At 58.3% G+C, this 14,472-nt stretch carries 10 protein-coding genes; all 10 read right to left on the minus strand.

Annotation, left to right across the window (positions count from 1 at the left end; genetic code table 11):
• Window position 1 precedes the first annotated feature (1 nt).
• The 10 genes from yfmF to rpsO all read right to left on the minus strand — a co-directional run bounded on the left by yfmF (window position 2) and on the right by rpsO (window position 14,449).
• Window positions 2-1,288: an EF-P 5-aminopentanol modification-associated protein YfmF gene (yfmF, locus tag GYN08_RS08970; protein WP_166273885.1), complete on the minus strand. Its 1,287-nt coding sequence runs from the start codon at window positions 1,286-1,288 to the stop codon at window positions 2-4.
• 232 nt (window positions 1,289-1,520) lie between these two features.
• The gene (locus GYN08_RS08975; RefSeq protein ID WP_328802915.1) at window positions 1,521-4,376 is read right to left on the minus strand and encodes a DNA translocase FtsK; all 2,856 of its coding nucleotides are present in this window, start codon (window positions 4,374-4,376) and stop codon (window positions 1,521-1,523) included.
• Window positions 4,377-4,525: 149 nt separating this feature from the next.
• A complete protein-coding gene (locus GYN08_RS08980) occupies window positions 4,526-6,208 on the minus strand; it encodes a ribonuclease J (RefSeq protein ID WP_166273886.1) in 1,683 nt (560 codons plus the stop codon).
• Between the two features lie 401 nt (window positions 6,209-6,609).
• A complete protein-coding gene (gene dapA, locus GYN08_RS08985) occupies window positions 6,610-7,494 on the minus strand; it encodes a 4-hydroxy-tetrahydrodipicolinate synthase (RefSeq protein ID WP_166273887.1) in 885 nt (294 codons plus the stop codon).
• 67 nt (window positions 7,495-7,561) lie between these two features.
• Window positions 7,562-8,782 carry an aspartate kinase gene (gene dapG, locus GYN08_RS08990; protein WP_166273888.1) on the minus strand — a complete coding sequence of 407 codons (1,221 nt, stop codon included), beginning with the start codon at window positions 8,780-8,782 and terminating at the stop codon, window positions 7,562-7,564.
• A 15-nt stretch (window positions 8,783-8,797) separates the two neighbouring features.
• Window positions 8,798-9,841, minus strand: a complete 1,044-nt coding sequence (locus GYN08_RS08995; RefSeq protein ID WP_166273889.1) for an aspartate-semialdehyde dehydrogenase — start codon at window positions 9,839-9,841, stop codon at window positions 8,798-8,800.
• A 182-nt stretch (window positions 9,842-10,023) separates the two neighbouring features.
• Window positions 10,024-10,470, minus strand: a complete 447-nt coding sequence (gene dut / locus GYN08_RS09000; RefSeq protein WP_206023678.1) for a dUTP diphosphatase — start codon at window positions 10,468-10,470, stop codon at window positions 10,024-10,026.
• Complete coding sequence (locus tag GYN08_RS09005; protein WP_166273891.1) at window positions 10,448-11,713, minus strand: M16 family metallopeptidase; 1,266 nt, start codon at window positions 11,711-11,713, stop codon at window positions 10,448-10,450. Before GYN08_RS09005 ends, dut begins: the two co-directional genes overlap by 23 nt.
• A gap of 220 nt (window positions 11,714-11,933) precedes the next feature.
• Window positions 11,934-14,036 (minus strand): polyribonucleotide nucleotidyltransferase, encoded by a 2,103-nt coding sequence (gene pnp, locus GYN08_RS09010; protein ID WP_166273892.1) that lies wholly within the window; start codon window positions 14,034-14,036, stop codon window positions 11,934-11,936.
• Window positions 14,037-14,179: 143 nt separating this feature from the next.
• A complete protein-coding gene (gene rpsO, locus GYN08_RS09015) occupies window positions 14,180-14,449 on the minus strand; it encodes a 30S ribosomal protein S15 (RefSeq protein WP_087800924.1) in 270 nt (89 codons plus the stop codon).
• Window positions 14,450-14,472: the final 23 nt, after the last annotated feature.

The raw sequence follows: 14,472 nt of genomic DNA on the forward strand, positions 1-14,472 counted from the left end.
GTTATTCCTCCCCTTTTCCCGTCAAAAAGTAAATGGTGTCGAGCCGGAAATTCCGTGCCGCTTCGGCCACCTGCTCCTTCGTCATGCGCTCCACCTGCTCGATCAGCTCGGATACGTCGCGGCTGCGGCCCGACAAACGTCCGCCGAAGTCGTGATGGATCATCTGGAACGCCGAGTCGCGCACTTCGCGCAGATCGTTGCCCAGCATCGCCTTGGTCTGGCCGAGTTCCGTTTCGGTAATATCGCCGGCCTGCATCGCATCGAGCTGAACGCGAATAATGTCCAGCGCGCGGTCGTAGTTGCCGATCTCGATCCCCGATTGAATCGTCGCGAACGCTTTGTGCGGTTCGTACTGCGAAGAAGCGTAATACGCCAAGCTCGCTTTTTCGCGCACGTTCTGGAACAGCTTCGAATGCGGGTAACCGCCCAGCACGCCGTTGTACACGAGAGCGGCAGCATAGCGGTCGTCGGCGTAATCGATCGACGTTTTGAAGCCGATGTTCAGCTTGCCCTGCGACACGTCCATCGTTTCTTTGACGATATGCGGGTTGCCCACCCCTTCGTTCTTCCCGCTTCTTTTGTATTCGTGCGGTTCGTTTCCCGGTCCCGCGATGTCGAAGTGCTTGTGCACGATGCCGCGCACTTCGTCCAGCGTCGTGTCGCCGACCACGTACAGATCGAGCGCGGCTTCGGACAGCCATTTGCGATAAGACTCATGCAAAGCGGACGCGTTCAGTTCCTCGAGCGCTTCCCGTTTGCCCAGCGCGTTCAGCCGGTAAGCTTCCCCCGCGAACATCTCCTCCAAGCAGCGTGCGCCGGCATAACGAACTTTGTTGTTGATGACCGCGTCGAGCTTTTTGCGTACGTTGTCACGCTCGGCGTCGACGAACTTCGTCTTGAAAACGCCGTTCTCCAGCGCGGGACGGGTCAGCGTCTGGCCGAGAAAAGCCAACGAGTTCTCCAGCAGCGGCTCATCCGTGCTGACAAAAGCGTCATTGATCGTATCCATCCGGAACTGTACGATCTGGCTTTCGTCGCGCTTGTACACATCGAAGCCGAAGCCCGCGCCGTACAGTTCTTCCAAACGTTCCCGAAACAGAATCGTCTCCGGATAAGAGGCATTGCCGCGGCGCAGCACAAACGGCGTCAGCGCAATCGGCGTTACGGTCTCTTCGCGAAGCGGAGCTCCGGCATATAAGGAAACGGCAAACGTCTTGAACCGCTTGGTCGGCAGGACATGGATGCGAATCCGGCCTTCCGCTGCCCGTTCAAATCCTGGGGTACTCATTGTTATCACTCCTTAGGCTATCGGCGGATTCCGCTCGAGTTGGGTTCCTTGTACTCTTTAACCATTCTTGATTATTCTATACTACCGCGGAGAGCGGAATCAACTGAAGGGCAGACGCGGAACGGCGAACAAAAAAAATTCCGCCTCCGCATCGGACCCGGATGTCCAAATGCGGCGGCGGAATCTTGGTAAGTCGGATTCGCATTCGCACGGCGGCTCGGCGGCAGGCCGCTCAGGAATTCGCCGCCCGGCTCGCCTGCAGCTGTTCGATCGAAATGAGTACCTCGCGCGGTTTGCTGCCCTCGTACGGACCGACGATGCCGCGGGCCTCCATGGCGTCGACAAGGCGAGCGGCGCGCGTGTAGCCGACCCGCATTCGGCGCTGAAGCAGCGACACGGAAGCCTGCTTGGCTTCGACGACGATCTGGACAGCCTGGTCGTACAGCTCGTCCAGCGCTTCTTCCGGCTCGGCGGACGTATCGTCGATCTCCGGCACGAGCGCCGTATCGTACTGCGCTTCCGCCTGACCGCTGCAGTAGGCGACGATTTCCTCGACCTCGTTGTCGCTGAGGAAAGCGCCCTGCACACGGACCGGCTTGGAAGCGCCCATCGGCATGAACAGCATGTCCCCCCGGCCCAGCAGCTTCTCCGCGCCGCCCATATCGAGGATGGTGCGCGAATCGACCTGCGACGATACGCCGAACGCGATGCGCGACGGAATGTTCGCTTTGATGACGCCGGTAATGACGTCGACCGACGGCCGCTGGGTCGCGATGATCAGATGGATGCCGGCCGCCCGAGCCATCTGGGCGAGGCGGGCGATCGCGTCTTCGACGTCTCCGGCCGCGACCATCATCAGATCGGCCAGCTCGTCGACGATGACGACGATATACGGCAGGATTGCGGAAGGATTGTCCTTCATCAGCGTGTTGTAGCCTTCGATATTTCGCGTCGACGACTTGGAGAAAAGCTCGTAGCGCTTCTCCATCTCGACGACGATCTTCTTCAGCGCGAGCGAAGCCCGGCGCGGGTCGGTTACGACCGGCGCCAGCAGATGCGGAATGCCGTTATAGACGTTCAGTTCGACCATCTTGGGATCGACCATCAGGAACTTGACCTCGTCCGGCTTTGCCTTGTACAAAATGCTGGCGATGATGCCGTTGATGCAGACCGATTTGCCGGATCCCGTCGCGCCGGCAACGAGCAGGTGGGGCATCCGCGCCAGATTCCCGACGATCGTCTGACCGGAAATATCGCGTCCGAAGGCGACCGTCAGTTTGGAAGCGGCATCCGCGAATACCGAGGTATCCATAACTTCGCGCATCGTGACCATAGAAACTTCGTTGTTCGGCACTTCGATGCCGATTGCGGACTTGCCAGGTATCGGAGCCTCCATGCGGATATCCTTGGCGGCGAGGGCCAATGCGATATCGTCGGTCAAGCCGACGACGCGGCTTACCTTGACGCCGACGTCCGGTTGAATTTCGTAGCGGGTAACCGCCGGTCCCCGCACCACTTCGAGCACCCGGGCGCGAACGCCGAAACTTTCCAGCGTCGTTTCCAGTTTGCGCGCCGTCTGCATGTAGTCGGCCTGATTGGCCGAAGCGTTATCGTCGGGCTTGGGTACCGCCAGCAGCTTGAGCGGCGGAAGCTTGTACGGCTTGGGCGGCGGTTTGGCCGTCTCGCCTTCGGCCGATTCCAACAGTTCGCCGGCAGCTGCGGGAATGGACGGATCGCCTTCCGGCACCAGCTCGGCTCCTCCCGCGGACGGGGCCGCGGCAGGCACCGCTCCCGTGAACCCGCCGACGTCCGTTCCCGGTGCTTCCGGCTGTTCCGTGCCGTATTCCGCAGAACTTCCGGGCGGGCCGAATCCCGAGGCCGCCTCTTCAAAGTCGTCGGCGTCGTCATCGGCCGCCGGCGCCGCCTCTTTGGCCCGCGATTTCTCGGACCGGATATGTTCGAAAAAGTCCCGAATGATCGGAGCTTGATATTCGCGGCCCGCGACCTGCTCCTCGGCCGTTTGCGGATTTTGATCCGCATTCGCTTCGGACACCTGCCCGGAGGACGCTTCTCCGTCCTCGGCCCGAATGCCGCTTTCCGCCTGCCCCCCGCGGAGCTCGCTCGGGACTCGGTATACGCCGGTGATCTTAAACTCTTCCCCGGGCTGCTCTTCTTCTTCCTGCTCCGCGCCGCCTCTGCGCCGCCGCCCCTTCAAGGCGGCGGTCAGGCCGCGCCGTTCTTCCCCGTCTTCGTCTGCTTCCGGCTGCGGCAGCGCGGCCCGCCGGCGCTCCGCCGCTTCCGCCTTTTCCCGCGCGCGAATTTCGGCTTGCTGCTCGGCCTCGAGCCTGCGCTGCTCGGACGCCAGCCGTTCTTCTTTTAAACGGGCTCCCGCGGACCTTGCCGCTTCGCCCGCTCTGCGCCGGAGCAGATTCATCAAATCCACGTAAGACATCTGCGTAATCAGCATGATGCCGATCACGAGCAGAACGGCCGAAGCCAGCTTCGCGCCGGGCATGCCCACCATCAAATACAGCAGCGACAGCAGCAGCGCGCCGAAGTAGCCTCCGCCGATGGGACGCAGAAACGGGGTCGTTTCGCTCGTTGCCGCGTCGGGGGCGATCAAAGCTTTATGTAAATCGCTCTGCGCCGCCGATAAAATGCCTCCTGCGCTCATGTTTCCTTCGAGCTCGGCGTGGCTCTGCGCTTCCCCGATCGACAGCATCAATACGCCGGCCAGAACGACCAGCAGCAGACCGGATTTGCGCGAGCTCCACCCGTAAGGAAGACCGCGCCGAATCATCAAATATAATCCCGTGTAGACGCCCAACAGCGGAATAATCGCGTAAGCTTTCCCCAGTACAAGACCGAAACCGGCGGACATCAGCTGTCCGATGAAAGCTTGGCCGGACAAACCGATCACTGACAGCGTAATCAACACGATTCCGTAAATTTCATATTTAAGAGCGCTCGCAAGCGAACCCTTCTTCTTCTTTTTGCTCTTCCCCGATGCGCGGCCGCCGCTTGTGCGGGCTTTGCTGACGGTTGTTTTGCCGCCGCTCCGCGTTCCCGCGCCTTTTTTTTGAGTCACTCCAGATCCCTCCTGCCGTTGACACAAGCTCTCCCCATAATAGCACATAAGTTCGCCAAAAGGCAGAGCCAAACGGCCTTCTCCGCCCCCTAAAGACAAAAAAGCCCGCCGCGAAAGCAGCGGCAGGCTTGTATTTCGAACAAGGTCGATTACACTTCCATGATGATCGGCAGGATCATCGGACGGCGGCGCGTCTGGTCGAACAGGAAGCGTCCGAGCGAGTCTTTGACGCCCGATTTGAGCGAAGCCCATTCGTTGACGTTCTCGCTCATCAGGCGCTGCAGCGTGCTCGTCACGACGCGGTTCGCTTCGTCAAGCAGCCCTTCGGATTCGCGTACGTACACGAAGCCGCGGGAGATGATGTCCGGACCGGATACGATGCGGCCGTCCTGTTTGCTGAGCGTAACGACGACGACCAGGATCCCGTCCTGCGACAGCAGCTTGCGGTCGCGCAGCACGATGTTGCCCACGTCGCCTACGCCGAGTCCGTCGATCAGAACGTTGCCGGAAGGCACTTTACCCGCTTTGCGGGCTTCGCCGTTCTGAATTTCGACGGTGTCGCCGATATCGATCAGGAAGATGTTGTCCGGATCGACGCCGACGGATTCGCCCAGCTGCGCGTGCTTGCGGAGCATGCGGTATTCGCCGTGAATCGGAATGAAGAATTTCGGACGCATCAGATTCAGCATCAGCTTCAGTTCTTCCTGCGAACCGTGGCCGGATACGTGCACGCCTTTGTTCGAACCGCTGTAGATGACTTCCGCGCCGAGGCGGAACAGGGCGTCGATCGTGCGGCCTACGTATTTCTCGTTGCCCGGTACCGGCGTAGCCGCGATGATGACCGTGTCGCCCGGCAGAATGTCCACTTTGCGGTGAGTCGAGCGCGCCATGCGGCTGAGCGCGGACATCGGCTCGCCCTGGCTGCCCGTGCACAGAATCGCGACGCGGTCCGCGCCGATGCGGTTGATTTCTTCCGGCTCGATGATCATGCCTTCCGGAATTTCCAAGTAGCCGAGTTCCGAAGCGATCGTGACGACGTTGACCATGCTGCGTCCGACGACGACGATCTTGCGGTCGGTCGCGGCGGCCGCGTTAACGACCTGCTGAATCCGGTGCACGTTGGATGCGAACGTCGCCACGACGACGCGCTGACGGGCTTTGCGGAAGATGTCTTCCAGCACGACGCCCACGCTGCGTTCCGAAGGCGTGAAGCCCGGCTTCTCGGCGTTCGTGCTGTCCGACAGCAGAGCCAACACGCCTTTTTGACCGATTTCGGCCATGCGCTGCAGGTCCGCGAACTGGTCGTTGACCGGCGTATGGTCGAACTTGAAGTCGCCCGTATGAACGACGTTGCCTTCCGGCGTCTCGATGCAGACCCCGACGGAGTCCGGAATGCTGTGATTCGTTTTGAAGAACGTCGCCGTCAGCGTGCTGCCCAGCTGCAGTTCCGAATCCGCGTTGATCAGAATTCTCTTCGTTTCGCCCAGCAGGTTCGCTTCGCGAAGTTTGTTCTCGATCAGGCCGAGCGTCAGCTTCGTCGCGTACAGCGGCACGTTCAGGTGCTTCAGGACGTACGGCAGTCCGCCGATATGGTCTTCGTGACCGTGCGTCACGATAATGCCTCTGACTTTGTCGCGGTTCTCCGTCAGGTAGCTGATATCCGGAATGACCAGGTCGATTCCGAGCATGTCTTCTTCGGGGAACTTCAGGCCGGCATCCACGACGACGATGTCGTTGCCGTACTGCACGACATACATATTTTTACCAATTTCGCCGACGCCGCCGAGGGCGAAAATCGTCAGCTTCTCCGTATTGTTATTTTTCTTAGCCAAGATAGATAAACCTCCCAAGTTTAGTATTATGTTTGTTCTATAAATGTTGGACGTTTGCTATTTTTCCGGTTTTTGGCATAGCTCGAACAAAGACTTTCACCGCTAACGATTCGAGAGGGTTTTTTGTACGCAAAAGCCGCCCGATATCATCCGATCAAGCCGATGCACGAACCTCCGTCAAATATGGTTCGTGTTGTTTTTCTATAACCCGCACCCAGTCACTTGCGTCCATTATACATGAATGAAAACCCAAAATACAAGTCGAAAGCCCTCTCATTCCCTGCATGCTCCCTTTCCCTGCCCTCCGAAGCGTCGATTTCCAGGATGTTCGGACATGCAAAAAGCGCCGTTTCCTTAAGGAAACGGCGCTTTTCTCATTCCGAAAATAAAGGACATTCTTTTTAAGAGAAATCGGCCATGAATCGTTCGATGTAAGCCTTCTCTTCCTCGGTGGCATCCACGAGAGGCAGGCGCACTCCGCCCGCTTCGTAACCGCGCAGCTTCAGTGCGTATTTGACCGCGACGGGATTCGGCACCGGATGAGGGCAGGCGAACAGCCCCTTGAATACCGGCAGCAGCGAATGATAGATGCGCGTCGCTTCTGCGGCGTCTCCTCCGGCGTGCGCGGCGATCATCTCGCTCATCCGCGCGCCGACCACGTGGCTCGCCACGCTGACGACGCCGTAAGCGCCGACGGACAGCGCCGGCAGAGACGCCGAATCGTCGCCCGTATATACGCGAAAGCCCGACGGAGCGCGCGACGCGATATAAGCAACCTGATCGACGGACGCGCACTCTTTGATGGCCACCACGTTGGGCAGCTGCGCCAGACGAAGCGTCGTCGCCCCTTCGAGATTGGAAGCGGTGCGGCTCGGCACGTTATAAAGCATGACCGGAAGCGATGTCGCCTCCGCGATCGCCGCGAAATGCGCGTACAGGCCGCCCTGATTCGGACGGTTGTAGTAAGGAACGACCAACAGCACGCCGTCCGCACCCGCTTTTTCCGCCGCTTTCGTCAATTCCACGCTGTGGTGCGTATCGTTGCTGCCCGTTCCGGCAATGATTTTGCAGCGTCCGGCCGCATGCTTGACCGAAACTTCGAGCAGCCGGATTTTTTCTTCATCGGTCAGCGTCGGAGACTCTCCCGTCGTGCCGAACACGACGATCGCTTCCGTTCGCTGACGTTCGATCAGCATATCGATGAGCGCGGGAATTTGCTCCCACGCCACTTCCCCCTGCCCGTCGAAAGGAGTGACCATGGCGGTTATCAATCGTCCGAAATCCATTTTTTTACTCTCCTTCTTCGTGCCTTGTGTGATCTTTGTATATCTGCTTTGTCTGTATGGTTAGGCCTTACCGGTGCAGTTCGAAGCGGGCATGCAGCGCCTTCAGCGCTTTGACCATGTCCTCTTTTTTCACGAGCACCCAGATCGTCGTGTTCGAGTCGGCCGATTGCAGAATCTGCACGTTCTGCAGCGTCAACGCCTCGACGATATGGGACATGATGCCCGGCACTCCGTTGATGCCTCCGCCGATGACGGAAACTTTGGCGCAGCCGTTCAGGGCACGGGGCTCGTAACCGATACCGCGCAGGGCAGCGAGCGCGCGTTCCGCTTCGGTATCGAACACCGTGTACACGGCGCCGACCGGCGTCACGTTGATGAAGTCGACGCTGATCGCGTTTTCCGCCATCGCTTTGAACACGTTCAACGACAGCTGACCGCTCGGGTCCGGCTGCTCGACCGTAATCTGGGTCACGTTGCTGACGTAAGCGATGCCCGTGACGAAACGGTCGATGACACCGGCCGAAACGTCCGCGAAGTTCTCCGGATGGGTCACGAGCGTGCCTTCCTCTTCGGAGAACGTCGAACGCACCCGTACCGGAATCTGCGCCTGCATGGCGATTTCCACGGCGCGCGGATGAATCACTTTCGCGCCCTGGTGAGCCATGTTGCAGATTTCGGTGTAACTGACCACTTCAAGCGGCTTGGCGTCTTCCACCAGGCGCGGGTCCGCGGTCAGAATGCCGTTGACGTCCGTATAAATGTCGACGATCTCCGCATGAAGGGCGGCGCCCAGCGCCGTCGCCGACGTGTCGCTGCCGCCCCGGCCCAGCGTGGTGAGATCTCCGTATTCGTTCTGTCCTTGAAAACCGGTCACGATGACGACGCTGTGGTCCTGCAGCTCTCGCAGCACTCGCTCCGGACGCATTTCCAAAATGCGCGCGTTGCCGAAATGGCTGTCCGTCATGAAGCCGGCCTGCGCGCCCGTCAATACGGTCGCGTCGATGCCTTCCTGATGCAAAATGCCGCAGAGCGTGGCCGCGGAAATAATCTCCCCGCAGCCCATAAGCAGATCTTTTTCTTTAGCCGGCAGCGATTTGCCGCTCGTGGATGCCGCCCAGCCGAGCAGCGTGTCGGTCGCGTACGGATCGCCGCTGCGCCCCATCGCGGAGACGACGACAACCAGTTGGTAACCGGCAGCCAGCTCGCGCTGGATATGACGGACGACGTGCGCTCTCGCTTCTTCCGAAGACAGCGACGTTCCGCCGAATTTTTGAACCCGAATAGCCATGGTCTCTTCCTTTCGTTATGCCTGCCGCGAACGAGCCGCAATGATTTCAGCGATTTGCACGGCGTTCCACGCCGCGCCTTTGAGCAGATTATCCGAGACGATCCACATATTGAGTCCGGTCGGCGAATCGAGGTCGCGGCGCAGACGGCCGACGAACACGTCGTTTTTGCCGGCCGCGTCGGTCGCCAGCGGATACGCCTGGTTGGCCGGATCGTCGACGACGGTGATGCCCGGGGCGTTTTCCAGCAGCGAGCGTACTTCCTGCAGGTCGTATTCCGAACCCAGTTCCACGTAAACGGATTCCGAATGGCCGTATACGACGGGAATGCGCACGCAGGTCGCCGTGACCTGGATCGACTCGTCGCCCATGATTTTTTTCGTTTCGTTAACCATCTTCATCTCTTCGTACGTAAAGCCGTTGTCCATGAACTTGTCGATCTGCGGAACCGCGTTGTAGGCGATTTGATGCTTGACCGGCAGCGAGGATACCGGAAGCACGTCGGGATTGACCGGCTCTCCGTCCACGATCGCTTTCGTCTGGCGGTTCAATTCCGCGATGGCTTTGGCGCCCGCTCCGGACACCGCCTGGTACGTCGATACGATGATCCGTTTAAGTCCGTAGCGGTCCTGCAGCGGCTTCAGCGCGGCGACCATCTGGATCGTCGAGCAGTTCGGATTCGCGATGACGCCGTTATGCTCGAAAATTTTCTCTTCATTGACTTCCGGCACGACAAGCGGAGCGGTCGGATCCATCCGGAAGGCGCTCGTATTGTCGATGCAGACGGTGCCCCGCTTGATCGCTTCGGGCACAAGCGCTTTGCTGACGTCTCCGCCCGCGCTGAACAGCGCGATCTGCACGCCTTCGAAGCTCTCCGGCTTCGCTTCTTCGACCGTGACTTCCCGGCCTTTGAACTTGAGCTTCGTGCCCGCGCTTCTCGCGGACGACAGCAGTTTCAAGGTCTTGATCGGGAAGTCGCGCTCTTCGAGCAATCTGAGAATTTGTTCGCCGACCGCGCCGGTCGAGCCGACGACAGCTACGTTAAACGTTTCATTCGACATCTGGCTTGTCTCTCCTTTATATGGGGCAAAATCGCTAAACATCAAGGTTTGCATTGTGAATATCATAGTTTGTATCGGGGTAAAATGCAAGACGTTAACGCTCCGTGTCAGCATTCCGAAAGCAAAAAAACCCGCGGCTTTCTTCGCTCGGAAGAGGCCGCGGCTTTTTTTCAAAACCGGTTCTATTTGCCCGTGTGGCCGAAGCCGCCGGCGCCGCGGACCGTCTCGGACAGCTCCTCGACCTCGGCCAATTCGGTCTCCGGCACCTCCTGGAAGACCATCTGCGCGATGCGTTCTCCGCGCGCGATCGTGAAAGGCTCCTGACCGAGATTGATCAGCAGCACTTTGATCTCGCCCCGGTAATCGGCGTCGATCGTGCCCGGCGTATTCAAGCAGGTAATGCCGTGCTTGAACGCCAACCCGCTGCGCGGACGGATCTGCGCTTCGAGGCCGCCAGGCATGGCGATGGCGATTCCGGTCGGGACAAGCGCGCGCTGCATCGGCGCCAGCACGATCGGTTCGATCACGGCGGCCTGCAGGTCGTAGCCAGCGGCCAGCTCGGTCATTTTTCGCGGCAGCGCCAAATCTTCGTTGCCGGGAAACCGTTTAATTTGTACCAGATGGGACAAGTTCATCTCTCCTTAATGCGTTCAGCGCGCGGTCGGAATTCCCGACCATCGCGACGGCGAACGGTTGTGCAAACAAATGGTCGAGCGCAAGCTTAACGTCGGCTTCCGTCACCGCTTCGATCTTGGCGATCGTCTCGTCGATCGTCTCGTGGCGTCCGAGCATCAGCTCGTTTTTGCCCAGACGGTTCATGCGGCTTCCGCTGCCTTCCAGCCCCATGATCAGGCTGCCTTTCAACTGCTGCTGCCCCTTGCGGATTTCCGATTCGCTCAGCCCGTTCGCCCGGATATCGTGCAGCACTTCCTGCGTCAGCTTCAAGACGTCGGCAGTCTGCTTGGGCGCCGTTCCCGCATAAATCGTGAAGTATCCGCTGTCGGCATGGGCGCTGTGATACGAATAGACGGAGTAAGCCAAGCCTCTTTTTTCCCGGATTTCCTGGAACAGCTTGGAGCTCATGCCTCCTCCGATCGAGTTGTTGAGCAGCGCCATCGCGTACTGCCTCGGATCGTCGTAACCGAAGCCTTGAAACGCCATACAGATATGGTTCTGCTCCGTTTTCTTTTTCCGGTAGACGAGTCCGCCCCCGAAAGACGGTTCCGTGATCGGCGATACGTCTCCTTTGCGGGCGAAAGACCCGAAATGCTGTTCGAGCAGTTCGAGCACATTGTCTCCGAGATTGCCGGCGATCGCGACGATCGTATTGTCGACCGTATAACGTTCATGCATGAAGCGGCGCAGGTCTTCCGAAGACATACCTGCCAAATGGTCCTGCGTGCCCAGAATCGGCATCGCCAGCGGATGTCCTTCGTACGCGGCTTCGACGATCAAATCGTGCACCAAGTCGTCGGGATCGTCGAGATACATGGAAATTTCCTCGAAAATGACGTTTTTCTCGCGCGACAGCTCCTCCGGATCGAACTTGGAGTTGAAGAACATGTCCGCCAAAATATCCATGGCGATCGGCAGATGTTCGTCCAGCACTTTTGCGTAATAGCTTGTATATTCTTTGGACGTGAAGGCATTGACGTTGCCTCCTACGGCGTCAAACTGCTCTGCGATCGCTCTCGCATCGTAGCGTTCCGTGCCCTTGAACAGCATATGTTCGATAAAGTGCGAAATGCCGTTATCGGCTTCCGACTCGTTCCGCGATCCGTTTTTGACCCAGATGCCGAACGAAACGGAGCGCGAACCCGGAATATGCTCGGCTACAACCCGCAGCCCGCTGCTCAGCGTATATTTTTCCAAAACGTTATTCCCTCCCGTGCGCGCTTCCGATAGGTATCGGTTCAAATGAACGTGCAGACTCTATCCTAGCAAATTTTCGGTTCGTACTCAACCGGATTAGAAAGCTTGCGATTCCGCCGCTCGCGGCCCTGTCCTTCGTACGCGCATGCACAAAAAAAGAGACAGAATCGACTTCTGGCTCTTTTTTGTGCTTTTATGAATCTGAAATTTGCTTATCGAATCAGGACTTCGAAGGCTCGCTGGCGTTCAGCAGCACCTTGTGCGACAGATTCACCCGTCCCTGAGCATCGATTTCCGTCACTTTGACCTGCAGCTTGTCGCCGACTGCGACAACGTCCTCTACTTTGCCGACCCGTTCCGCAGCCAGCTGCGAAATATGCACGAGTCCGTCTTTGCCCGGAATCAGTTCGACGAATGCGCCGAATTTCTCGATCCGTCTGACGGTGCCTTCATAGACTTCGCCGACGACCACTTCGCGTACGATGCCTTGAATGATGTCGGCGGCTTTATTGTTCATCTCTTCGTCGGAAGAAGCGATGAAGACGCGGCCGTCCTGCTCGATATCGATCTTGACTCCGGTGTCTTCGATGATCTTGTTGATCACTTTGCCGCCGGCGCCGATCACGTCGCGGATCTTCTCCGGCTTGATGTTGATGATCATGATCTTCGGCGCGTATTTCGACATTTTGGTTCTCGGCTCCTGGATCGCCTGAAGCATTTGCTCGAGAATGTGCATGCGGCCTTCGCGGGCCTGCGTCAGCGCTTCGGACAGAATCTCGCGGCTGATGCCGTCGATCTTGATGTCCATCTGAATGGCCGTTACGCCTTCCTTCGTTCCCGCGACTTTGAAGTCCATATCGCCCAGGTGATCTTCCATACCCTGAATATCCGACAGGATGGAAACATGCTCTCCGTCTTTGATCAGTCCCATAGCCACGCCGGCAACCGGCGCTTTAATAGGAACGCCCGCATCCATCATGGCCAGCGTGCTGGCACAGATACTCGCCTGCGACGTGGAGCCGTTCGATTCCAGCACTTCGGAAACGAGACGGATCGTGTACGGGAATTCCGTTTCGGAAGGAATAACTTTCATCAGCGCGCGTTCGCCGAGCGCTCCGTGCCCGATCTCGCGGCGTCCCGGCGCTCTGAGCGGACGGGCTTCGCCTACGCTGAACGGAGGGAAGTTGTAATGGTGCATGAAACGTTTGGTGTCTTCCGGCGCGACGCCGTCGAGCATCTGAGCATCGCCCAGTACGCCGAGCGTACAAATGCTGAGCGCCTGCGTCTGGCCGCGGGTGAACAAGCCCGAACCGTGAACGCGGGGCAGCAGAGCGACATCCGAGCTGATCGGACGAATTTCGGCCAATCCCCGTCCGTCAGGACGCACTTTGTCGTGCGTGATCAGGCGGCGAACTTCTTCTTTGACGATATCGTGCAGGATCTCTTTGACATCGTCCATTTTGTCCGGCGTTTCCAGATACTGCTCGGCGAAGTGCGCGACCGTCTCGTCGTTTACGGCGTCGATCGCATCCTGGCGGGCATGCTTCTCGGCGATGCGGACAGCTTCGACCAGACGATCGGACGCAAAGGCGCGAACCGCTTCGTTGACTTCGGCGTCGACGGCATGCAGTTTGACTTCCATTTTCGGTTTGCCGGCCACCTCGACCAGCTGCTCGATCGTCGCGACGATCTCTTTAACCGCGTCGTGTCCGAACATAATCGCTTCGAGCATGACTTCTTCGGGCACTTCGTTCGCTTCCGCTTCGACCATCATAATGGCGTCTTTCGTGCCTGCCACAACCAGATACAGGTCGCTGGCTTCCTGCTGGGCAAGCGTCGGGTTCACGACGAATTGGCCGTCTACGCGTCCGACGGCTACGCCGCCGATCGGTCCGTCGAACGGCACATCGGAAATGCTAAGCGCAGCGGAAGTGCCGATCATCGCCGCGATTTGCGGTTCGTTGTCCTGATCGACGCTCATGACGATATTTTGAATTTGAACGTCGTTGCGGAAACCTTCCGGGAACAGCGGACGAATCGGACGGTCGGTCAAGCGGCTGGCCAAAATCGCTTTTTCGCTCGGACGTCCTTCGCGCTTGATAAATCCGCCGGGGATTTTGCCTACCGCATACATTCTTTCCTCGTAGTTTACGGTCAGCGGGAAAAAGTCGAGGTCTTTCGGTTGAGTGGAGGCCGTCACGGTGCACAGCACGACCGTTTCTCCGTAATGGACCATGACCGCCGCATTCGCTTGTTTGGCCAAACGGCCGGTCTTCAGCGTAAGGGTTCGTCCCCCCAGCTGCATTTCTACTTGCTGTTCCATGAAACTCCTCCTCGATCTTCTAACGTTAAGTATATAAGGATTATGGGAAATCCCGGTTACAAAAACAACCCGGCTGCTGCCGTCGGCTCCAAAAAAGACCATACGGGTTCACAACCAGGCTGCTTGTGCAAGACTTTTTAATTTTAGCGACGCAGGCCGAGTTTTTCGATCAGTGCGCTGTAACGTCTAACATCATTGTTTTTCAGATACGCCAGAAGTCTGCGGCGTTGTCCGACCATTTTCAGAAGTCCGCGACGCGAGTGGTGATCCTTCTTGTGCGTACGCAGGTGGTCTGTCAGGTTTGTGATGTTTTCAGTCAGGATAGCGACTTGAACTTCCGGAGATCCTGTATCGGACTCGTGAGTTCTGTGTTCCTCGATCAGCTGCTGTTTACGTTCTTGAGTCAATGCCATCCTATTCACCTCCTAAATTCAAT

It is taken from the genome of Saccharibacillus alkalitolerans, from assembly GCF_011090185.1.
Taxonomy (GTDB): domain Bacteria; phylum Bacillota; class Bacilli; order Paenibacillales; family Paenibacillaceae; genus Saccharibacillus; species Saccharibacillus alkalitolerans.

Coding starts and splice junctions, on each gene's coding strand:
- rpsO (WP_087800924.1), bottom strand. CDS start 14,449: ATGGCATTGACTCAAGAACGTAAACAGCAGCTGATCGAGGAACACAGA.
- dapG (WP_166273888.1), bottom strand. CDS start 8,782: ATGGCTATTCGGGTTCAAAAATTCGGCGGAACGTCGCTGTCTTCGGAA.
- pnp (WP_166273892.1), bottom strand. CDS start 14,036: ATGGAACAGCAAGTAGAAATGCAGCTGGGGGGACGAACCCTTACGCTG.
- dapA (WP_166273887.1), bottom strand. CDS start 7,494: ATGGATTTCGGACGATTGATAACCGCCATGGTCACTCCTTTCGACGGG.
- yfmF (WP_166273885.1), bottom strand. CDS start 1,288: ATGAGTACCCCAGGATTTGAACGGGCAGCGGAAGGCCGGATTCGCATC.
- GYN08_RS08995 (WP_166273889.1), bottom strand. CDS start 9,841: ATGTCGAATGAAACGTTTAACGTAGCTGTCGTCGGCTCGACCGGCGCG.